This window comes from Dysgonomonas sp. 521 (assembly GCF_010501055.1).
Classification (GTDB): Bacteria; Bacteroidota; Bacteroidia; order Bacteroidales; family Dysgonomonadaceae; genus Dysgonomonas.
The window spans coordinates 1-22083 of record NZ_QVMO01000003.1 but is presented as its reverse complement, the minus strand read 5'-3'; the positions used below and the strand labels follow the sequence as shown (position 1 = coordinate 22083).

22 protein-coding genes are annotated in these 22083 nt (G+C 41.2%); 8 read left to right on the top strand and 14 right to left on the bottom strand.

Annotation, left to right across the window (positions count from 1 at the left end):
• Nucleotides 1–67 precede the first annotated feature (67 nt).
• Entirely contained in the window at nucleotides 68–889 is an 822-nt protein-coding gene (locus D0T84_RS01975; RefSeq protein WP_163305392.1) for a hypothetical protein, read from the bottom strand.
• A 260-nt stretch (nucleotides 890–1149) separates the two neighbouring features.
• Nucleotides 1150–1680, bottom strand: coding sequence for a GNAT family N-acetyltransferase (locus D0T84_RS01970; protein ID WP_185155672.1), 531 nt, complete (start codon nucleotides 1678–1680; stop codon nucleotides 1150–1152).
• A 192-nt stretch (nucleotides 1681–1872) separates the two neighbouring features.
• On the opposite strand from D0T84_RS01970, the gene D0T84_RS01965 reads away from it, so the two are divergent.
• Nucleotides 1873–2406 (top strand): hypothetical protein, encoded by a 534-nt coding sequence (locus tag D0T84_RS01965; RefSeq protein ID WP_163305390.1) that lies wholly within the window; start codon nucleotides 1873–1875, stop codon nucleotides 2404–2406.
• Nucleotides 2407–2586: 180 nt separating this feature from the next.
• On the opposite strand, the gene D0T84_RS01960 is transcribed toward D0T84_RS01965, so the two are convergent.
• From D0T84_RS01960 to D0T84_RS01925, 8 genes are all read right to left on the bottom strand, one after another.
• The gene (locus D0T84_RS01960) at nucleotides 2587–3159 is read right to left on the bottom strand and encodes a DUF4468 domain-containing protein (RefSeq protein ID WP_163305388.1); all 573 of its coding nucleotides are present in this window, start codon (nucleotides 3157–3159) and stop codon (nucleotides 2587–2589) included.
• Between the two features lie 77 nt (nucleotides 3160–3236).
• Nucleotides 3237–4385, bottom strand: a complete 1149-nt coding sequence (locus D0T84_RS01955; protein ID WP_163305386.1) for a hypothetical protein — start codon at nucleotides 4383–4385, stop codon at nucleotides 3237–3239.
• A gap of 4 nt (nucleotides 4386–4389) precedes the next feature.
• Entirely contained in the window at nucleotides 4390–5373 is a 984-nt protein-coding gene (locus D0T84_RS01950; RefSeq protein ID WP_163305384.1) for a D-alanine--D-alanine ligase, read from the bottom strand.
• Between the two features lie 892 nt (nucleotides 5374–6265).
• Nucleotides 6266–7333, bottom strand: a complete 1068-nt coding sequence (locus tag D0T84_RS01945) for an RluA family pseudouridine synthase (protein ID WP_163305382.1) — start codon at nucleotides 7331–7333, stop codon at nucleotides 6266–6268.
• Nucleotides 7333–7965: a PASTA domain-containing protein gene (locus tag D0T84_RS01940; protein ID WP_163305380.1), complete on the bottom strand. Its 633-nt coding sequence runs from the start codon at nucleotides 7963–7965 to the stop codon at nucleotides 7333–7335. Before D0T84_RS01940 ends, D0T84_RS01945 begins: the two co-directional genes overlap by 1 nt.
• Before the next feature lie 536 nt (nucleotides 7966–8501).
• Nucleotides 8502–8966, bottom strand: coding sequence for an Lrp/AsnC family transcriptional regulator (locus D0T84_RS01935; RefSeq protein WP_006799740.1), 465 nt, complete (start codon nucleotides 8964–8966; stop codon nucleotides 8502–8504).
• A gap of 121 nt (nucleotides 8967–9087) precedes the next feature.
• A complete protein-coding gene (locus D0T84_RS22515) occupies nucleotides 9088–10122 on the bottom strand; it encodes an FKBP-type peptidyl-prolyl cis-trans isomerase (RefSeq protein ID WP_163305378.1) in 1035 nt (344 codons plus the stop codon).
• Between the two features lie 15 nt (nucleotides 10123–10137).
• Nucleotides 10138–10725: an FKBP-type peptidyl-prolyl cis-trans isomerase gene (locus D0T84_RS01925; protein WP_163305528.1), complete on the bottom strand. Its 588-nt coding sequence runs from the start codon at nucleotides 10723–10725 to the stop codon at nucleotides 10138–10140.
• 175 nt (nucleotides 10726–10900) lie between these two features.
• Between D0T84_RS01925 and D0T84_RS01920 the strand changes: the two genes are divergently transcribed.
• The 4 genes from D0T84_RS01920 to D0T84_RS22750 all read left to right on the top strand — a co-directional run bounded on the left by D0T84_RS01920 (nucleotide 10901) and on the right by D0T84_RS22750 (nucleotide 14613).
• Complete coding sequence (locus D0T84_RS01920; RefSeq protein ID WP_163305376.1) at nucleotides 10901–11590, top strand: NAD-dependent deacylase; 690 nt, start codon at nucleotides 10901–10903, stop codon at nucleotides 11588–11590.
• A 12-nt stretch (nucleotides 11591–11602) separates the two neighbouring features.
• Nucleotides 11603–12676: a family 10 glycosylhydrolase gene (locus tag D0T84_RS01915; RefSeq protein ID WP_163305374.1), complete on the top strand. Its 1074-nt coding sequence runs from the start codon at nucleotides 11603–11605 to the stop codon at nucleotides 12674–12676.
• 871 nt (nucleotides 12677–13547) lie between these two features.
• A complete protein-coding gene (locus D0T84_RS01910) occupies nucleotides 13548–14450 on the top strand; it encodes a hypothetical protein (protein ID WP_163305372.1) in 903 nt (300 codons plus the stop codon).
• A 28-nt stretch (nucleotides 14451–14478) separates the two neighbouring features.
• Nucleotides 14479–14613 carry a hypothetical protein gene (locus tag D0T84_RS22750; RefSeq protein ID WP_255495128.1) on the top strand — a complete coding sequence of 45 codons (135 nt, stop codon included), beginning with the start codon at nucleotides 14479–14481 and terminating at the stop codon, nucleotides 14611–14613.
• A gap of 45 nt (nucleotides 14614–14658) precedes the next feature.
• On the opposite strand, the gene D0T84_RS01905 is transcribed toward D0T84_RS22750, so the two are convergent.
• The 3 genes from D0T84_RS01905 to D0T84_RS01895 form a co-directional block, all read right to left on the bottom strand.
• Nucleotides 14659–16113, bottom strand: a complete 1455-nt coding sequence (locus D0T84_RS01905; protein ID WP_163305370.1) for an aminoacyl-histidine dipeptidase — start codon at nucleotides 16111–16113, stop codon at nucleotides 14659–14661.
• Between the two features lie 176 nt (nucleotides 16114–16289).
• A complete protein-coding gene (locus D0T84_RS01900; RefSeq protein WP_163305368.1) occupies nucleotides 16290–17045 on the bottom strand; it encodes a porin family protein in 756 nt (251 codons plus the stop codon).
• Between the two features lie 91 nt (nucleotides 17046–17136).
• Nucleotides 17137–18150 carry a lysylphosphatidylglycerol synthase transmembrane domain-containing protein gene (locus D0T84_RS01895; protein WP_163305366.1) on the bottom strand — a complete coding sequence of 338 codons (1014 nt, stop codon included), beginning with the start codon at nucleotides 18148–18150 and terminating at the stop codon, nucleotides 17137–17139.
• A 107-nt stretch (nucleotides 18151–18257) separates the two neighbouring features.
• On the opposite strand from D0T84_RS01895, the gene rsmA reads away from it, so the two are divergent.
• Both rsmA and corA read left to right on the top strand, forming a co-directional pair.
• Nucleotides 18258–19055, top strand: a complete 798-nt coding sequence (gene rsmA / locus D0T84_RS01890) for a 16S rRNA (adenine(1518)-N(6)/adenine(1519)-N(6))-dimethyltransferase RsmA (RefSeq protein ID WP_163305364.1) — start codon at nucleotides 18258–18260, stop codon at nucleotides 19053–19055.
• Between the two features lie 29 nt (nucleotides 19056–19084).
• Nucleotides 19085–20029, top strand: coding sequence for a magnesium/cobalt transporter CorA (corA, locus tag D0T84_RS01885; protein WP_163305362.1), 945 nt, complete (start codon nucleotides 19085–19087; stop codon nucleotides 20027–20029).
• An 80-nt stretch (nucleotides 20030–20109) separates the two neighbouring features.
• Here corA and D0T84_RS01880 read toward each other — a convergent pair whose 3' ends face one another.
• Entirely contained in the window at nucleotides 20110–21075 is a 966-nt protein-coding gene (locus tag D0T84_RS01880; RefSeq protein WP_163305360.1) for a polyphosphate kinase 2 family protein, read from the bottom strand.
• A 151-nt stretch (nucleotides 21076–21226) separates the two neighbouring features.
• Here D0T84_RS01880 and D0T84_RS01875 point away from each other — a divergent pair.
• The coding region (locus D0T84_RS01875; protein ID WP_221413108.1) for an IS5 family transposase at nucleotides 21227–22083 on the top strand (857 nt) is incomplete at its 3' end.

The following is a 22083-nucleotide window of genomic DNA, read 5'->3' as shown; positions in this document are numbered from 1 at the left end:
GGAAAATTCAATCACGAATTATCCTCGCCATCTTTATTTACTGACCTACTAAAAAACATTTACCGTTTTACCTATTTCTTGTGTTTCTTGCACTGTTAGATGCTAATTTGTAATTCCCTTTTTCAGTCGAACGGGTTGCTTTTGATTCTGTTTTGCTGCTTCTGCCAGATGAAGATCTTTCATTCATACTACCTTTGCTGTGTCTTTCAGAAGACGAACCCCTGCTTAAATTACTTTTATTGTTTCTGTCGGATTGTCTGTTTCCGTTATTATAATTTTGTTTGTTGTTATTCTTGTTACTGCTGCTGTTATAATTTTTATCGTTATTCCGGTGATTAGGGCGACTATTGTTATAGCTTTGATTATTCCGGTTGTTGTTTTTGTTTTGCTTCTGATTGTAATTATATCTGTTATTATTACTTTCCTTTACACGGTAGTTGTTGCTCTTATTACCAGAGTACCATGCCACTTTATTATTACGGCTGTCTCTGTAGCGGTGGTCACGGCTGTCGCGGATAACTATCTGGTTCCGGTGTCCTCTGTAGTGGCCATAGTCTCTGTAGTGTACACTGTTGTATCTCCAGGGATTAGCTACGTTTACCAGTACTACTTTATACATTCCGTAAAGGTCATAGCCGCGGTATGCGTAAGGCAGGTAACGTGCCGATATCCATCTGCCACGGTCGAGGTAATAGAATAAACCCAGATTTACGTTGAAGTAACAGTTGATGTCGGGCATATAATAGTAGTCTACATAGTCGTAACCTACCGGTCCCCATGCTGGCTGGTTTCCTATATTGATGCTGATATTTACACTCTGAGCTTCTGCTGTATTATAATATGATGTTACACCAAATAATAATGCGAATATTAATATATACTTTTTCATAACTTTAAGTATTAAATGTGAATACTTATTTTCATCTCTTTGTATCTTTGATATAATAACTCATGAAAGGATTAATCGGGAATATGCTGTTTAACTTTAATTAACGATACAGAGTTGATCTGTTTTTGCTTAATTTATTTGTATACAGGTTGTTATGTTTTGTGTAGGCTGGAGGAATTATTACTCTGAAAATAGAGTTTATACCGTTATTCGATATAAACTCTATTATTCAGACCGGCTAGATCACATTCGTTTATCATTTATATGTCGCCGAATTCCTTTGCGAATATTACAGTGCCGGTAATACCTTTTAGTCCGTCTTCGACCAATTCTAATCCCATAAACACGTTAGTAGGGACGTTGAAAGGAGCTTTGATACCCCATTTAGTTGTAGGTACGAAACCAAAGCGGGGATAATAGCTCTCGTGTCCCAATACAACTACTGACTTATAGCCTAACATTTTTGCCTTGTCCAGCCCCGAATATATAAGCTGACTGCCGATGCCTTGTTTCTGCATGTCGGGACTGACAGCCATTGGCGCTAGCGCAAGGCCGGATACGGTTATATTCCCCTCTACAATATTTATCTTTGTGAATAAGATATAACCTACCACCTTATTGTCGATGGTTGCTACTAAAGATAATTCAGGTATAAAGGCATCACTGGATCGTAATCTGTCTGTAAGGCGGGCTTCATCTTTTCTGCCAAATGCAGCGGAATTGAGGGCATAAACAGCAGGATAGTCGTTTGCTATTTCCTGCCTAATTTCAAATTCTTTGTTATTTATCATAGTAAGCAAAAGATTATCAGTCGTCTAAAGGTAGTGAATTAAAATAAAAGTGGGCGGGGTTTAGAACAAGTAATTGTTATCTTAAAATAAATTAATATATTTTTCTTTAAAAAAATGCTATTTTTGTGTCAGAAGCATTGACAAGACTCTCAAATACACAATCTTTGAATACGTATTTAAAATAATTGAGCTATGGAAAAGTTATTTCATATTCTATTTGCATTGGTTGTTGTATCTGCATTTTCATCTTGTGGAAGCGATGATGAGAAGGAACGTAAATATTTCAATGGAGACTGTAGACAAACCATTTCATTAGAATCAGGGGTCGCCGGAAATACAGTAATTACCTCTCCCGTTACTTCTAAACTGGATGACATGCTACAATATGCCACAGGCTATGGATACCCTGTCGTTTCGGGAGAATTCCACGAGAATGGGGAAAATACAGCCGTGAAAGTTATTGGTTTACCCGATGGTGTCGTACTGAAGAATTTTAGTATGGAAATCAACGGACTGAAAAAAGATTTTGGAAATATCGACATCACTTATGCCAACCTATATACAGGTAACGGTTCGTACTTCAAAAAGGTTTTCGAATCTATGGTCAATAGTAATAGGCGGGAGCTGAAAACCAGCGTAACATTCACTCCTACAGAACGGATAACATCTGACACAAAGGTGGAAATCGTTTTCTCGGGACGGTTTTCGTATTGGCAAAAGAAATAAGGCATCTCTCTATATAAAAGCAACTGCGCTAACAGTTGCAAAGAGCCTGTCATTGTGTGCCTGGCACGGAATCTCATGATAAAAGAATACTCATTATCAGCGGATTACGTGTCAGGCCTGCAATGACAATTATACTTTTTTTACTCCCGGAACAGCCCCCTTTTGTATAGTGAGCCTCCACTAGTCTCTGAACTGGTCTTCTAAATTAGCTGCCAATTCGTTAAAGAAATACAAAGTACTCTTACGTGTATTGGTTTTTAGTTCAATGAAACCGTCATTTGGACTCAGGGCATCTTTGGTTATAAAATCTTCTGCCATTATTGTAGTACGCGACAATAAACTGTTTTGACCGGATTCGTATACATAAGTGATATCCGTGATCTCCAATATGCATTTGTTCTGATAGAAGAGACCCTTTATGCGATAACGCATAGACATTCTTTCCCGTACTCCTTTCGAATTTGGCGGTAATAGCAACTCTATTCGCGATTTAGCTACAAATCTATGTTTCTTGTTTCTGTAACTTATAGTGGAAACGAAAGGATCTTTCCCGTAATGTGTTCCCGCCCACGATTTCAGTATTTTGTAGTTGTCGTCAATAGAGAGATGCGGTTTGATCGGAATTTCTTTTATGAAAGTTACTTTCCCCTCATATAAAGGGACTGTTTTAAACTTCTCCCCTTGTTTTACAATTTGAGCAAAGCTTGGGATAGAAAGAAGACTGCATATAATACAAATCAGAATTTTTTTCATAGATAAAGCTTGTTTAAGTTGTACAAATATAGGAATATTTCTTTTACAAAAACTTTTTTTTAATAATTGTGTGTATCTTACAATTGTGTAGCTGCCAGATAGTTTTTCAATGTATTAGAATACATTTCCAGCATTTTGTCCCATACAAAATCGTAATCGATATAATCCAGGTCTATTTTCTTTATTTGTTTGTCAAGATAATCTTTAAATTCATCCAGCTGTTGCGACGTGTATTTGTCACCGAAGCGTGTCTCTTTATAGAATAGGTCGTGAGCCATGTAGTTGCAAGGGAATATCTCATAATTGCGATGGATCTCATTATCTATTATCTTTGCGGCTATTTCAGGCTGGATACGCTTATCCGGCTCAGTTATCTTATCCAGTTCGGGATTGATGCAATTGCCGAAGCGGAACACCACATTCCCCTTTTTGCCCAGTATGCCTATTTCCATGTTCAACAGATCGTCCCGCTGGGTTTTCTTAAAGTCGGGGTTGTCACGTTTTTGCTGAAACTCTTTCGCTTTCAGGTAATCACATGGGTCATACTCGTATGATATGGATAATGGTATCAGGTTCAGTTCTTTAAGGCTTTCGATAAACGATTTGTCCTCCGGATACAATGCCAGCATCTTCAACAGGCTGTCCTGTGTGCGGTCATCCGAATTTTTAGCGCGACCTTCGCGTTGGGCTATCCATACCGACTCTTTTTTGTCCGATATGGCATAGTGTATATATTCCGACATGTGCTTAGAGGCGATCAGCCTTTCTTTGATAGATAGCCCGCGCCTCACGATGAAGCTTTTGTTGAGGCGTACCAGCTTGTCTATCCAAGGATGGATAAGCAGGTTGTCGCCGATGGCTATTTCCGTGGTGGCAAATCCTTTCTCGTGCCGGAGGATGTTCAACAGGCCCGCATCGAGTACTATATCCCTGTGGTTGGACAAGAACAGGTGCTCTACAGACCGGTCTATGGTTTCCCATTTGTCAAGGAGCATGCTTGTAGAAACACGCATACCCAAAGCCTTTATCACGGGATATATCATCCGCGACTGAAATTGCTCCTTATTCTCATATTGAGACATCTCGGCCGAAAATTCATCCCAGTCTATATCCGGCATAATATATTTTACAGCATGCTGAAATCCGGGATCAACTAATATGTCCTGTATGGCTTGTTTTACCTCGTGGTCGTAAAGAGGCGCTATATCATCAAATTTGTTACTCATGGTATCAATTTCCATTAAATTCGTTCTCTATAATCTCTGTTAAGACTTCAGTTATATTCAGTCCTGCAGCGGCTACCTGTTGAGGGATGAAACTAGTCTGTGTCATACCCGGAACGGTATTTACTTCCAACAAGTATGGTATATCTCCGCAAATAATGAAGTCGACCCGGATTATACCTTTGGCTCCTACCAAATCATATACTTTACGGGTCAGCCGTTGTATTTCATCTGTCATATCCTTTGCTATGCGCGCCGGGGTTATTTCTTCTACCTGACCTTCATATTTGGCGTTGTAGTCGAAAAAATCGTTTGAAGTGACAACTTCCGTCAAGGGAAAAACTACTTCTTTACCCTTTATCTTGTAGCAACCGCATGTAACTTCCCGGCCTTCGATAAAGCTTTCGATAATTACATCCGGCGTTTCGCCAAATGCATCATCTATCGCTTTTTGTATCTGGTCTATGGATTTTACTTTTGTTGTTGCAAAGCTCGAACCTCCCGTATTTGGTTTAACAAACATCGGTAAACCCAATTTGTTGGCAATGTCATTTATGCCATATTTTGAATCTTTATTCAAATATAAAGAATTAGCAACTGTTATCCCAAAGTTTTTAAGGAAATTATTGCATACAAACTTATTCATTGTTAAAGCCGAGGCCATCATTCCACATGTAGAATAAGGAATATCCAGCATATCGAAGTACGATTGCAAGTGCCCGTCCTCTCCGGGAGAGCCGTGTATGATGATAAAGGCAAAGTCGAACCGCACTTTTTCTTTTTGCTGCGGGCATAAGAAAGTGAAGTCGTTTTTATCCACGGGATATGTTTCGCCATCAATTTCCACAGTCCAGCCTTCTTTTACGATTTTTACTTTATAAATCTCGTACTTCCCTTTATCCAGAAAAGAATATACGCCGGCCATACTTTTGGCTGAAACAACGATTTCGGAGGAATATCCTCCCCATACTATCGCAATATTTCGTTTCATTTGCTAATGAATAGTTTTTTTATCAGTAAACAGTAAACATCTGTTACATCTTTCTGTTGTCAATATTTTTTGTCCTGTAAGTAATCAATAATAATTAAGAAACTGTTTAAATTTTATTCGTTCCAATTTTTAGAGATGTTTTAGAGATGTTTTTTTCTTCCTCGAAACGATAATAGCGGGCTATTTGAGTTGAGAGAAAGGAAAAAACAGCCAAAAACAGCCTAAAAATGAACGAAGAAAAAGGTATAATAAAATATTCGTATAAAATTTAAACAGTTACTAAAGCAATATTCTCTTTGTCATCCTGAGGAACGAAGGATCTCGTTTCTCAAAGGAGAAAGTGACAAGAGATACTTCCTGTTGTCAGCATAACAGGAACGAAAATAATGTTGCAATAAATATTTTCCATTACTTAATAATGCCAGGCAGGATTTGAAAAATGGCTTGAAAAGCCAAATTTTCATAACCGCGGGTCATCGACCTGCGGAAAAAGGATGAGCAATACCAGCTGTCTGAAAGACAGGACATACTGTGTGTCCTGCCGCTTCGGGCAGGGGGAGTGTAATTGCCCCTTGCTCCGTAAGCTACGCTGCGCTTGCATACGGATATGAAGATTCAGCCTTTCAGGCAGGTGTTGAGCTGCTTTCAACCCCTGATTCGCATTAATATCTAAAAATAATCTGGTCTTTCTCATCATCCCTAACGGAATGAGAGACAGGTGGAAAATTAAAAAAGTGACAAAAGTGACACTTTTTCTATCGTCTTTTATTGTTACCTTTTTTCGTCTGCAACACGCTTGTTGCTCCTTATAAGATAAATTTTTTTCCGGTACATACATCCTTACAGTATTTATCCACTCCTCACTCTTGGGGAGGTTGGGAGGGGTGCATTTCTACAACTCCCTGTGCGCTATATATCCGCGCCATTTTTCCAACAATAGGTTTATGTCATCCGGCAACGGGGCTTCAAACATCATTTCCTCTCCCGTACGCGGGTGAATAAAGCCTAATGTTTGGGCATGTAATGCCTGACGGGGACAAATGCTGAAACAGTTCTGAACAAACTGCTTATATTTAGCGAAGTTGGTCCCTTTCAGTATCTCATTTCCCCCATAGCGCTCATCATTGAACAACGTATGCCCTATATATTTCATGTGTACACGTATCTGATGAGTGCGTCCGGTTTCCAGCCTGCACTTGATAAAAGTGACATAGCCCAGGCGCTCCAAAATCTCGAAATGTGTAACAGCCGGCTTTCCGTAGTCCCCGTTGGGGAAAACGGTCATCAGCATACGGTCTTTGAGGCTGCGCCCGATATTACCTTCTATACGCCCTTTGTCTTCGTTGATAGTGCCCCATACGAGGGCTACATATTGGCGTTTGGTTGTTTTGTTAAAAAACTGTGCCGAAAGATGCGTTTTAGCATTGGCGTTTTTCGCTACTAGTATCAGTCCCGATGTATCTTTATCGATGCGGTGGACGATTCCCAGCCGCGGGTCTTTCGGGTCATATTCCGGCGAATCCTTCAATCTGTAAGCTATTGCGTTTACCATTGTACCCTGATAGTTGCCAAAGCCCGGATGCACTACCAGTCCCGGCGGTTTGTTAATTACCATCAGGTCTTCATCTTCATACACCACATCTAAAGGTATATTCTCCGGTACTATTTCCAGCTCTCGTGGCGGGCGGTTCATCACTACCGAGATCACATCGAGTGGCTTTATCTTATAATTGGATTTGACAGGCGTGTCGTTTACCAATATGCAGTTGGCTTCCGCAGCTTGTTGTATGCGGTTGCGCGATACCCCGACTATGTGCATGGCCAGGTATTTATCCACACGTATTTGTCCCTGACCCTTATCAGCTACAAAACGGTAATGTTCGAATAATTCGGAATTTTGTTCTTCAGCAAAGTCATCTTCCGAAAAATCGTCGATTTCGTCAAATGAGTTGTCTGTCATTATTCAAAAAAAGATTTATCAATATCAGGAGAATCCGTTGTTTGGCCAGAAATACTGTCATCCTCGTCACTACTGCTTTCGCCTCCCGCCCCAACGGTCATTGTCAGAGGAGAGCCCATCGGTATCTTTTGATTGGGTGTCAGTTGTTTTCCCTTATAGGAGACGGATATAACCAGTCCTTTATATGCAGCCGGTACTTCTTGTATGGTGATTTTGCTGAATCCCAATGAAATAAGCTGAGCCTCCGCCTGTCTGCGCGAATAGTCTTTAAGCTCAGGGATCGCTACCATTTGTGCGCCTTTGGCCTTTATAGTCAAAAATACGGTACGGCCTTTTTTTACTTTCGATAGTTCTTTCGGTATTTGCTCTATAATGGATCCCGGTGCGCCGTCGGACTGATAAACCGAATCGCTGACTTCGTATCTGAGATCGCTGGAAGCCAGGATGCCTGCGGCGTCTTGCACCTGCAATCCTTTGACGGTAGGAACCTCTATCGATTCGTTATGTTTTGTGTAAAAGTTAAGGAGAAGCAACACAATGAGTACACAGCCTACAAATGCTGCGACCATTAGCAGTATGTTCTTCACGTAGATATTTTTCAATAACCTTTGTATGATATTTTCTTTTTTCATGTATGGCTATTCTAATCGAATGAAGGTACAAAAATATTAAAAAATTAATGAATATCCGCTACTATACCTGAAATATTAGGTCTCTATAACTTTTTGGGACGTAAGAAACTGTTTAAATTTTATTCGTTCAAATTTTTAGAGATGTTTTAGAGATGTTTTTTTCTTTCTTGAAACGATAATAGCGGGCTATTTACATACGCTTCGCTCCTGTGACCGCTGGTTGAGTTGAGAGAAAGGAAAAAACAGCCGAAAACAGACTAAAAATGAACGAAGAAAAAGATATAATAAAATATTCGTATAAAATTTAAACAATTACTAATTACGTAAAATTGTCCCGAGGGGACTGAACTCGTCCTGTCGGATTTGCAAATACCTCGTCCTACCCGATTTGTAATCCGATAGTTTTTAACAGCGGATTTTAAATCCCCAACGAGAAATCGTCGGGTTAAACAACCGTTCCTTATCCGATAAAAGAAAAAGGATAGCATCCTTTCCGATGCTATCCTTTCCGTATAGAATGATATAATAAGCCTTGATTATTCAGATTTAGATATAGGTATCTGGCGTTTTACTCCCTGGCTTAACGAGATCATAGTTTCTGTAGCTACAACTCCCGGTATGTCCTGTATTTTATTGTTAAGCAAATCCATCAGATGCTCGTTGTCTCTGGCATATAGTTTGATAAGGATGGTGTATGGCCCTGTGGTAAAATGCGATTCTACTATTTCCGGTATTTTGTCCAGTTCGGGTATCACCGTTTTATACATGGAGCCTCTTTCCAGTTTTACCCCGATGTATGTACATGTGTTATATCCGAGAACCTTAGGGTTGACAAAGTAGCCGGAACCTACTATCACATCCATTTCTATCATACGTTGTACACGTTGGTGGATAGCAGCACGGGAAACACCACATTCGAGAGCGACATCTTTGAACGGAATTCTCGCGTTCTGGGATATAATCTCTAAAATCTTCTTATCAAGTTTATCAATCTTTTGCATAATATGAGCTTTTTATCGTTATTGCATCTCAAATATATGATATTTTTTGCAATAAATATGCTTTTTGCTCTATAATTTGCGAAACTTGTGCCAAATTATTATCTAAGCCTGTCTTTTTAACTTATTTTCCGGCAGGCTTCGGATTAACTTCTATTAGTTCCACTTCGAAAATAAGGGTAGAAAACGGTTTGATTTTCTCTCCGCTGCCACGCGAACCGTAAGCCAGGTCGTAAGGGATGTAAAGCATCCATTTAGAACCGGCAGGCATCAACTGTAATGCCTCTGTCCAGCCTTTGATCACACGGTTTACGTTGAATGTAGCAGGTTCTTTTCTTTCCACCGAGCTGTCGAATACAGTTCCATCGAGAAGAGTACCATGATAGTGTACTTTAACAACATCTGTAGCAGCCGGTTTAGGGCCGTTTCCTGCTTTGATGACTTTGTACTGCAATCCGTCAGGTAGTGTTACAACACCTTCTTTAGCCTTGTTTTCTGCAAGGAATTTTTCTCCTTCAGCAATTATTCCCGCGTTTTCTTTCTTCAACTCTTCTTCTTGTCTTGCCTGGGCTTTAGCCTGTATATCCTGCATTTTTGTATTAAATACAGTAGAAGGGTCGTTCACTTCGAATTTACCTTTCTTCATAGCAGTAGCCATAGCAGCAAGGAAAGCATCGGTATTCAGTTTTTCTTTCGAATTGTTACCGTAGATCTGTTGTATAAGCCCCGGCATCATTTGTTTTGAAATCTGTCCGCCAACCGATATACCGGCCATATAAGCCGATTTAGATTCCGGAGAGTTCAACGCATCTTTCAATCCGCTAAGGAATTCCGATATATTTCTATTATTAGCTTTGGTTACAGAGTCTATTTTTACTTTCAATTCTTTTTCCAACGCGGCTTTTTTCTGAGCGTCAGTTTCAGCGTTGATCTTGCCCATATAACTGGCTTTGACATTCATGGTGTCAGTGATCAGGCCTAGTTGTTGCTGAAGGTGCATAGACAAGCCTTGCTCATACAGGCTGGCCCCAAAAGCATAAGAAATAGTATCAAGATCTGTTTTCAAAGGAACGTTTGTAGAAACATTTCCACCACAAGATGTAAATAAAGCTCCGAAAGCTACAATAGCCGAAAGAGCAACAACTTGAATTTTTTTCATTTTTTTACTGGGTTATTATTTAACAATATCTAAAATTTCTACTTCGAATACCAATGCCGAATTCGGCTCGATCATCTGTCCCGCGCCGGCTTTTCCGTAAGCCAGGTTGGCAGGGATAAACAATTTCCACTTAGAGCCTACAGGCATCAGCTGAAGGGCTTCTACCCATCCCGGAATTACCTGGTTTACTCCAAATGTGGCAGGTTGCCCCCGTTCTATCGAACTGTCGAACACAGTACCGTCGATAAGCGTACCGTGGTAATGGCATTGTACCTGATCGGTAAGTGTAGGTATCGGGCCGTCTCCTTTTTTCAGTACTTCGTATTGCAGGCCGCTTGGAAGCGTTACCACTCCCGGTTTGTTTTTATTGATAGCCAGAAATTCTTCGCCGGCTTTCTGGTTGATTTCCAGTCTTTCGTCTTGTAGTTTGGTGAAATAGTCGTTCATAACCTGTTTAGCTTCGTCGTAGCTCATGTCGAGGGTGTTTTCGTTGATTACATCCTTCATCCCTTTCAGGAAAGATTCGAAATCCACGTTTTTGATACCTGAGCTAATGAAATTGTTCCCGATGCTTAAACCTAGAGCGTAACTAATTTTATCCATATATTCTTTTGTTTTTTTATCAGCCTTGTAAATCAAACCGATACCATCGGCAACGCTAAATCGGACTGATTGTTTTAATTTGCCAACAAAAGTAATTCTTTTCATGATACTTTAATAAAGTTTACCCCCGAAAAAAACTATATTTGTGTACGATACTTACATTTTTTAATAGTTTATGAAACATATTGTTGTTTTAACAGGTGCGGGGATGAGCGCAGAGAGTGGAATTGCCACTTTCAGGGATTCGGGAGGCTTATGGGAGCAATATGCCATTGAAGATGTAGCCACTCCCGAGGGGTACAGGCGCAACCCGCAGTTGGTATTGGATTTTTATAACGCAAGGCGCAAGGCGGCTTTCGATGCGAAACCAAACAAGGGGCATGTCGGCCTTGCTGAAATGGAAGCCGGTTATAAGGTTTCTGTCATAACCCAGAATGTGGACGACCTGCACGAACGTGCCGGCAGCACCAGTGTATTGCATCTTCACGGAGAATTGAGCAAAGTGCGTTCTACTGCCGATCCGTCACTGATATACACGCTCACTCGCGACAACTGGGAGATTAAACTGGGCGATAAGTGCGAAAAAGGCTCACAGCTCCGTCCGCACATTGTCTGGTTTGGCGAGGCTGTCCCGATGATAGAAAAGGCGGTGGAGATAGTGCATACCGCAGATATTCTGGTGGTAATAGGTACTTCGCTGAATGTGTATCCGGCAGCGGGCTTGCTGAATTACGTACGGTCGGGTACTCCGGTTTATCTGATCGACCCGAACGATGTCAGCGTGCATCAGCCGGATGTTTGTTTTATAAAGAAAGGCGCTTCGGAAGGGGTGGCCGAACTCCGTAATATTCTTAAATCTAAATAATCTATAAAAGCTATGCAAAGACATTTTAATATTTACTGGTTAGCCTTGTTGATACTGCCTTTTCTTTTTTCGAACTGTGTAAAAAATGCGGATTCGAAGCTGGCGGATACATCTTACAGACACTGGGTATGGATCAATCCGCAGGACAGCGATACGGAAGCTGAACTGGCAGCCCGGTATAAGAAATACCATGATGCGGGCATTGTTGGCATCTTCTTCGAAGCAGATAGTGAGAAGCATTATCGCGCGGCAAAGTCGCAGGGACTGGAAGCGCATCGCTGGATGTGGATCATGAACAGGAGCGACGCGTTGAAGGCTCATCCTGAATGGGCTGCCGTGAGCAGGAGCGGGGTGTCGTGCGCGGAGAAACCGCCCTATGTCGATTATTATCGCTGGATGTGCCCTTCGCGGCCCGAGGTAGCTGAATTTCTGGCAAAGGATGTGGAGAATACACTCTCGAAAGATTATGTGGATGGTATTCACATGGATTATGTTCGCTATAGTGATGTGATATTGGCTGTAAACCTGTGGAGTACATACGGCATTGTGCAAACTCAGGAATTGCCGGAATATGATTTCTGCTATTGTGATATATGTAAGGCTAAGTTTAAAGAAAAATACCATAAGGATATAGACAGTATACAATATCCGCAGGAAAACCTGTCATGGAAATCGTTCAGGTATGACGCAGTGACCGATATTGTGAACCAGATAGGCAAAGTAGCCAAAGCCCATGATAAACCTCTTACGGCTGCCGTTTTCCCTACTCCTGATGTGGCAAAGCGACTGGTTAGGCAGGATTGGACTAACTGGCCTCTGGATGCTGTTTACCCAATGATTTACCACGGTTTCTACAAAGAAGATGTGCCCTGGATAGGGGATGCCGTTAAGCAGGGAATGCGGGGGATAGACGGGCGTTTCCCTCTGTATGCAGGTTTATTCCTTCCCGATTTCAAAAATAATGAAGAACTTGATGCCGGAATTAAATATGCCTTGGAGAACGGTGCGTCAGGCGTGTCCATTTTTGGAGATGTTACGGATGAGGTTTTGGCAATATTGAGTAAGTACAATAAAAAGTCCATGTAAATACCGTATTTGTAGGAAAGTGTGTCAAAAGCCTGTCATTTCGTGCCTGATACGGATCCGTTAAGTAATTAAGAATGAATGATTTAAAAATAATGGTTGATCTTGAAATTTTTAAATCTTAAAATCTTATTTATGAGGGGATTGCGGGTCAAGCCAGCAATGACAATTACTTTTTTTTGACTTTTAACACACCCTCGATACCGGCTATCTTTTTTACACTTTTTTATTCTTTACATTTTATTACTTCTGGATTTGCCAAAACCCATTTTACCGCTAACTCCTCTAATTTTTCTATAGATTGCTCGTCAACAGCTCCGCCACTAAGTTGCTTTTTCGCATTAGTAGCAGTGTCTATATCTTCTTTTGAGAGTGGAATTCCGTCAGAAAAATATTTTATTAATAGAGTTTATATTCAATAAAAGAGTAAGATGCATATTTTTAGGAGTTTTAGTTGCCACGACTTTCAAGTCGTGGATAATAATACAGATAGAAAACGACTTTAGTCAAAACATTTTGGCTAAAGCCATTATCTGATTAGACTATTATCCTCCTGCTAAAGCAGGAGGCAATTAAATCACAGAGAATAAACCATATATAATCTTATTGAATATAAACTCTAATAATTATAACATTTTACTAAAATCTTTAAGTACTAAGTACAGAATATAAACTAATTCGTGTTCTGTACTTACTATGAAATATTACAATAATTTCTTTTTAGTCCTTATGCTCCCGTGTTAATTAATAACGTTAAAAATGTACGTTTAACACAATAATATTATATTTGTATATACCTTTGTAAGATGAATGCCTAGATGCCCGGATAGCCAACAAGCTATACAAAATACTATTAACCAAACTGTTCATGATAATGAAAAAACTATTATTTATGCTTTTCGCAACTACCTTGTTGCTGGTTTCGTGTGATGATAATAATCCGATAGATGATAACAAAAAGTACAAAGTAACATTTAAGGTGTCTCTTTCTGATACTGAGTTCGGAGTCGAATCTGGTACTAAGTGGCCTGTGGGTAACTACTGCCAGTATGTTATCTATAAAGAGAATGGAGATGTGTATACGACAAAAGTAATGGAGGCCGGAACTCTGGATGCCGATAATATCCGTATAGTTGAAGAGATCCCTTACGGCAACTACCATATTGCCGTGATATCGGCTAAGAAAACAGCAAATGGCAACCTTGCTTTCGAACCCTCTAAGTACGATACCGACTACTGCAACGGAAACCATTGGGCTGCAAAAGGCAGGGACAACCGGAATATTTATTTTGAAACATTAAGTTTCAATTTCGACCAACAGGTGTCGGCAGATATTGCCGATCTGCAGCTTAAACCGGCTTGGTCTTATGTTTCGGTAAGAGTGAAGGACGCAGATGTATGCACGCTGCCCGAAGGTACCACACATGTACAATGTGTCATAAATCCATACTATTATGGCTTTAGTATAAAAGACAAAAAGCCTGTTTCCTATTATGAGCAGTCAGCTACCCTGACTAATACCGGTTTTCTTGTCTCAGTTGGAGAATTCAGGGAAGATAAAGCGATATTGGATATTGTAGCGTCTAAATCTCAGGACGCAGTTTTTAAACTGGTATTTATAAAACACAGCCAGACCGAGTCGGCAACCATACTGGGAGAGAAGGTTATATATACCGGAAATATCGAAAACGGAGAATATATTACATTGGCCGGTAACCTGGGGGATGATGGAGAGCCAGTCCAGTTTGAAGTTAATCCGGGCGAAGTATTACACTGAATAAGTTTTGTATAAAAAACCACAGTACATGACAAAAATTATTCAAACACGATTTGGAGACGATGTAGGGGCAGTGGCTTGTCCCTGCCCGCTTGTCATCGTTTACGGGCACCCACAAGGGGATGCCCCTACAGCAGGATATAAAGTTTTGTCATGTACTTAGATAAAAAACAGAAAACGGCTGGGATTCCAGCCGTCTTTTTATTTATCATTTAATCCTTTCCAGGGTTTTTACCAGATAGTCGTAGAATTTGCCTACTGTATCTATTTCTACAAACTCGTCTGGAGAGTGGGCGTTCAGGATAGTAGGGCCGAAGGATACGATGTCCAGTCCCGGAGTGCTGCCCAGAATGATACCACATTCCAGTCCGGCATGCACAACTACTACATGCGCCTCTTCTTTATACATTTCCTTATATAGCTTAGCCATCATATTCAACGTATCCGATTGCGCGTTTGGCTGCCATCCCGGATACCCGTTTTCGATAGACACTTTGGCCCCTGCAAGAGCAAATACGCTTTCGAGGCTTGAGCAAATCTCGTCTTTTCGGGTTTCAGACGAACTGCGAGCAAGCATTTTTGCAGATATACGTCCGGGTTCGGACTTTACAGATGCCAGATTCGTAGAAGTTTCTACTATTCCTTCAAAGTCGGTCAGCATGCTGATGACACCGTTTTGGCAACCGATAACGGCATTGATAAGGCTATCCTGTATCTCTTCCGGGATAAGTGTTTTCGGTAAATCTGCTTTAGCAGCTTTGAATGAAAGGTTCGTTTCCACAGCCTTATATTCTTCCTTAAATATCTTCTCGTATTTCTTTACCAGTTTCTGGAAGTCTTTTTCATCTTCCTCCGGTAAAGTAACCACAGCGACAGCTTCGCGAGGGATAGCATTACGCAACGAACCTCCGTCTATTGCCGACAGGCGTACTTCGTAGTTGCTAACGGCTTCTTTGAGGAAATAGAACATCAGCTTATTGGCATTGGCCCTTCCCATGTGTATTTCTGTACCCGAATGCCCGCCTCTGAGTCCGGAGAGGGATACCTTGTAAGCGATGTCTCCTTTTGGCACTTCCGCGTCTTTAAATTCCCAGTCGGCATTTACATCGGCGCCTCCGGCACAACCTACGCAAAGTTCGCCTATCTCCTCCGTATCCAGATTCAACAGTACATTACCCGAAAGGAATCCTTTCTTCAGGCCTGTGGCTCCAACCATCCCTACTTCTTCGTCTACTGTGAACAGTACTTCTAGTTTTCCGTGTTTCAGGTTCTTGTCTTCCAGTACAGCCATCATGGCGGCAGCACCTATTCCGTTGTCAGCACCCAAAGTTGTAGATTTGGCTTTTACCTTATCGCCGTCTATCTGTGTTTCTATCGGGTCTTTCGTAAAATCATGTTTTACATTGGAATTCTTTTGAGGAACCATATCCAGATGCGATTGCAGTATCACTACCGGAGCATTTTCCATACCTTTGGTTGCAGGCTTAGTGATAAGCACATTGCCTGTTTTATCTTGTTTTACCTCTAATCCGAGGGATTTACCGAAATCGATAACGAACTTTGTTACTTCCTCCATCTGTCCTGTAGGACGGGGAATTTGCGTCAAATCGTAGAAATGTTTCCACAATTGTGTCGGTTTTAGTTTAAGTATCTCTTTTGACATAAAAATTATGTTTTAAAAATTTACGAATAGTAACAAAGATAGGAATTTGTATATTAAAATAACTGACGAACGGTATATTTTTAGATTATTTCCGAATATTTACCTGACAATCTGATTCCGGTATTTCCGGCATAAGTAGCGTTTTGTTATACTTGCGCTAAATGAGGGTTGATTCATCATTCTTCTTTTAGGCGTTTCAGCTCTGTTTCTTTTGCATGTAATTCTTGCCTCAGCCGGTTTATTTCCTCATTCCTTGTGTCTATTACATCTCCGGGATCGTACATGTGGGGGAAGTCTATACCGCTGCGATTATAGGTAATCTTATAGGTAATACCTAGTAACAGGTTGGCGGAATAGTCATTCTTATAATTGTTTACCCGTCCGTTGAATCCGTTTGGGTACAGGTTTCCGTTCGTTTCTATATTGAGGCTTATGCGTTCACTTACTTTCCAGTCTGCCTGAAAACCGATGCGGGGTACTATGTTGTTGGTGTGCGGCTGCTCGTGTGCTTTATCGGAAAAGCTATGCACGTAGCCGATTCCTCCTATAAAGAAAAGATTGAATTTTCTGGAAGGGACATAGTACCTGAATATATTTGTCAGGCTGAATAAAGCATCTATTCCGGTATGCAGGTATTTTGCGGAATAATGGCTGTCCGGTAATCGCTTTTTGTTTTGCCAGCCCGATACCTGTAGCCGCACTCCGAGTATGGGCGAGAAATGTTTTCCGGCCGAAATACTTATATGTGGCGATATCCCTTCAAAAAACGGAAGACTACGACTACCTGCAATATATGAACCTCCGGTCTGTAATTGCAGGAATAAATTGTCTGACAGGGCTGTTTCGCCTATAAACTTCCTGTATTGGGCACAGATATTATTGGTAGAGAATAATATTATAAGTATGGTAAGTGTAAGTTTGATGTTTTTCATATCTGTGTTGTTTATGTCTTTGCATAATCAGAAATTGCCTAACTAAAAATCTAATCAGGCAATCCTTATTCTTCCGAAACATCCTGTCCGCTTATTCCTTCTTCCTTTTCAAAGCTAACATCGCTATTCCGAATAATCCGCAAAGGATAACCCATATAGACTGTACGGCAAATACACCTGTGGCGAACGCGGTAGCGTGCAGCTTATCCACTCCATACAGGCTCAGGGACGCTATAACGGCTATTTGCCACGGGCCTAATCCACCGTTGGACGGGACGCCCATACTGATACTACTCAAGGCGAAAGCGATTAGCCCGGCTGTTATTCCTAAATCATCCGTAAAGTCGAAGGCAAAGAATGTGATGTAGAAATAGCAAAAGTAAGAGCCCCATATTCCTATAGTGTACAGGAAGAGGCGTCCTTTGGTTTTCATTTGCCAGATAGCTTTCATGTCTTTGGCCATACCTGACAGGAAACCTTTGATTTTTCGTACAATAAAGTTCTCTTTGAAGTATTTGAAGACAATGTATGTAGTAACTATCGCTGTCCCGATGGCAAAATACAGGAGCGGGGATTTTAAGATAGCTATTATAGTATCAAATGTGCCTTGGTTCTGTTCCAGTTGCGACATGAAGAATTGCATATTGCACAAGAACGCGATCAGGGAAATAGCCGCTACTGTAATCGTATCGAATATACGGTCAAGAATCATCGTGCCGAACAATTTGGTAAAAGGTACTTTGTCCTCTTTAGCTATTATACCGCATCTCCATATCTCGCCTGCGCGTGGTAGAGCGAAGTTTACGGCATAGCCGCCATATATGGCGTAATTAAGATTCGATATTTTGGGGGAATACCCCAACGGAGTAATAAACAGCGACCAGCGGTATCCCCGGATGGTATTGCCCAGAAGCCCGAAGAGGAGCGAGAATAGCAGTATTCCCCAATTGGCGTCTTTGAGTACTTCCCAGAGTTCTTTAGGATCTATTTTGCTGATCAGGTAATATACTATCGCGATGCCTAAAGCCAATGGCAATACGACTTTTATTAAATTGTTTATTAATGAACTTTTTTTCGGTGTTGCAACTTCTTGTGTTTCTTCCATCCTCTATCGTAATGTCATAATTTTGGAATAAAGGTCAATCAGTAAGACCTGTTTTCGGTAATAAAGTACTACCTTTGCCGCTGCAAATATAATCATAATTATAAAGTATGGCAGCAGTTAAGCCAAAGAAATTCTTAGGGCAGCACTTTCTGAAAGATCTGGATATTGCACGCCGGATAGCCGATACACTGGATGATTTTCCGGATGTACCGGTAATAGAGGTTGGCCCGGGGATGGGAGTGTTGACCCAATTTCTTATAGAAAAAGGGAAAGACCTGACTGTTGTAGAGCTTGACAGGGATTCGGTACCTTACCTTAACGAACATTATCCGGCGCTGCGCGGACATGTTGTAGAAGCCGACTTCCTCACACTTGATTTATCTGCTATCTGTGCTTCTCAGTTTTGCGTAATAGGGAACTATCCTTATAACATTTCGTCACAAATCTTCTTTAAGGTACTGAAATATAAAGACAGTGTGCCATGCTGCTCCGGTATGCTCCAAAAAGAGGTAGCAGAACGCATTGCCGCAAAGCCGGGAGGTAAGACATACGGCATACTGAGCGTATTGTTACAGGCATGGTACGATATAGAATACCTCTTTACGGTGAGCGAGAAGGTATTTGACCCGCCGCCAAGAGTGAAATCGGCGGTGGTAAAACTTGTCCGTAACGGCAGGACGCAATTGAGTTGCGATGAGAAACTCTTTAAGACTGTAGTGAAAACAGGCTTTAACCAAAGACGTAAAACACTGAGAAACTCTATAAAACCATTGTTAGGCAAAGAGTGTGAAGCATATAGGGATCCTATCTTCGATGAACGACCCGAGCGGCTCTCGGTTGCAGATTTTGAAAGGCTGACTAATATCGTGTCGGAATTTCTGCCCGGGAGGAAGAGTGATAAGTAATACAGTACGAACACTTAAAGTAAGAGCTCATGTCAGAAGTTAAGCTATTCTATCATAAAGACAATGTTATACGAATGAGCCGTAGCATTGAATTTTTGAAAACTACACCTATAAAGAACTTCCTCTGGATTGACCTTAACAATGTAGATGAAGAAATAGAGAGTGAACTGGAGGACTACCTGAAAATCTATATTCAGGAAGAGGAAGAAATGGTTGAAATCGAGATGTCGTCCCGGTATATGGAAACGGCGGATTCCTTGGTTGTCAACTCAAACTTCCTGCTCGGAAACTACGAGCGCGAGCCAGTTTCGTTTATCCTCAAAAACAATATACTTATCACAGTCCGTAGCGAAGACCTGTCTTCTTTCCACGAAACGATAAAGAAGATATCCGCAAATCCCAAGATGTATCCAACTGGCTATCATGTACTTGTGGCTATACTGGAAACGCGGGTAGAACTGGATGCCGATATGATTGAGCGGATGACACAGCAGATCACAACCCTGAGTAACAGCATCAGTATAAAAGAAGCTGATGAGGAATTGCTGATGGAAATCAAAGACCTGCAGGAAAAAACGATGATGCTCCGTGAGAATATTATCGACAAGCAGCGTGTTGTATCAAGCATGCTTAAGAGCGAGCTGATTTCGAGAGAATTACACGGCAGAATTACAATCCTGGTAAAAGATATAAACTCCCTGCTGGAACATATACGTTTCAGTTTCGACCGCCTCGACTACTTACAGGATACTTTCCTCGGATTTGTAAATATCGAACAGAATAAGATTATAAAGATGTTTACCGTAATTTCGGTAATATTTATGCCACCTACGCTGATCGCCAGTATTTACGGTATGAATTTTGGCGATATGCCGGAGCTGAAATGGAAATATGGCTATGCCTTTTCTATCGGACTGATGGTAGCGGCAGTAGGGATTATCCTGTTCTATTTTAAGCGGAAGAAGTGGCTGTGAGGAAGTTATGAGTTATAAGTTATGAATTTGAATAGTCAGAATAACCCGTTATTCATAACTTATAACTCATCATTCATCATTCATTTCTTCTTTCCTTTACCCGGTTTCTTATCCTTTGATTTTTTCTCCTTTTTCTCTTTTGCATCCGTACCCGTCTTATCTTCTCTTGACGCTGTCAGTACCTTTCTGGCGTTTTCCAAATCCATTTTGGCTACTTCGGTAAGTTCCGGATAGTGCAGGTTCAGTTTTTCCATCCTGTCGCAAATAATCTGTCCTACAGCATAGCGCATAAACCATTTATTGTCGGCAGGTATCACATACCAGGGCGCTTCGTCGGTAGAGGTATGGGTAAGCATATCGGAGTAGGCCTGCATATAGTCGTCCCAATAGGCACGCTCTTTAAGGTCGGATGCTGAGAATTTCCAGTTTTTCGATTCGTCATCCAGTCTGGCAAGGAAGCGTTTTTCCTGTTCGTCGTGCGATACATTAAGGAAGAATTTAAGGATAATCGTCCCGTTTTCAGTCAGGTGCTTCTCCATATCGTTTATCTGCCTGTAACGTTTTTTCCAGAATTTATCGTCTACATCTTCTACTTTGGTCACATCAGGCAGTTTCCCGTTCAATACGATGGCCGGATGCACTTTAGCCACAAGTACGTCCTCATAGTGCGACCTGTTGAAGATACCGATGCGTCCGCGTTCCGGCAGGCTTTTGTAGATACGCCACATATAGTCGTGGTCGAGTTCTTCCGATGATGGCTGTTTGAAAGAGAAGACCTGGCATCCCTGAGGGTTGATACCCGACATCACATGCTTGATTGTCCCGTCCTTTCCCGCAGCATCCATTGCTTGGAATATAATCAGGATGGAGTACTTATCATGCGCGTAAAGCTTATCCTGTAACTTTGCCAGTTTCTCAATGTTCTCGTCTAGCAGTTTTTCGCCATCCGGCTTGGTCAAACCAGCTGTAAAGTCCGTTGAAAACTCGGAGACACTATGTTTCTCCCCGGGTTTTGCCGTCATTTTTTTTAGAACTTCTTTTCTCATAATTAGTCGCTCCTTAAAAAGTATATAATAAGTTATTTACCAACAAATTATCTCTTAAATTATTTGCTTAATATTGCAGAATTTCGTATCTTGAAGTCCTAAAAGCTTGCAAAAAATGATAGGAAAATCACCGGATCAAAGTCAGGGCGACTTGTTTCGACCACTCCTGACAGACTTCATAGATATGAATCATGAGTTGGTTCAGTTGGCACAAAAAATGGATTGGGGTTCATTGGAATCGGAACTTGGCGTGTTTTACAGTAAAGTTGGTCAACCCTCGATTCCGATTCGGATGATGGTCGGATGCCTGTTGCTTAAACAGCTCTACAATTACGGGGATGAGACTTTGGCAAAAGCCTGGGTGATGAATCCCTACATGCAGTATTTCTGTGGGGAAGCTTATTTTCAGTATCGCTTTCCATTTGACCCAAGCGACTTCGTTCATTTTCGCCATCGCATAGGAGAGGAAGGGATAAATGCTATTTTTAGACAAAGCGTCCTGATTCATGGTAAACAGGCAACAGAAAAAACAGTAGCCTCAGATACTACCGTCCAGGGCAACAATACCACCTTCCCTACAGATGCCAAACTTTACAAAAAGATTATTGACAACTGCGTTCAGATCGCCAGGCGGCATAAGTTGAATATTCGTCAAAGCTATAAACGTGTAAGCAAGCAACTTTTGCGAGACACCTACAATAGCAAACACCCCAGGCGAAAGAAAAACGCGGCCAAAGCCCGCCGCAAACTTCACACCATAGCCGGGCGTATGTTACGGGAATTGGAACGCATTCTTCCCGACTTCGAACGCATGATTTACCAGCATCAACTCTCTATCTATCATCAGGTCCTCGCTCAGAAAAAGACAGATAAACATAAAATTTACAGTTTACACAAGCCTTACACAGACTGTATCGCCAAAGGTAAAGCTCACAAGCCCTACGAATTTGGCAACAAGGTAGGCTTTCTGATGTGCTTCAACTCCCTGGTGATTACCTCTATCCGCAC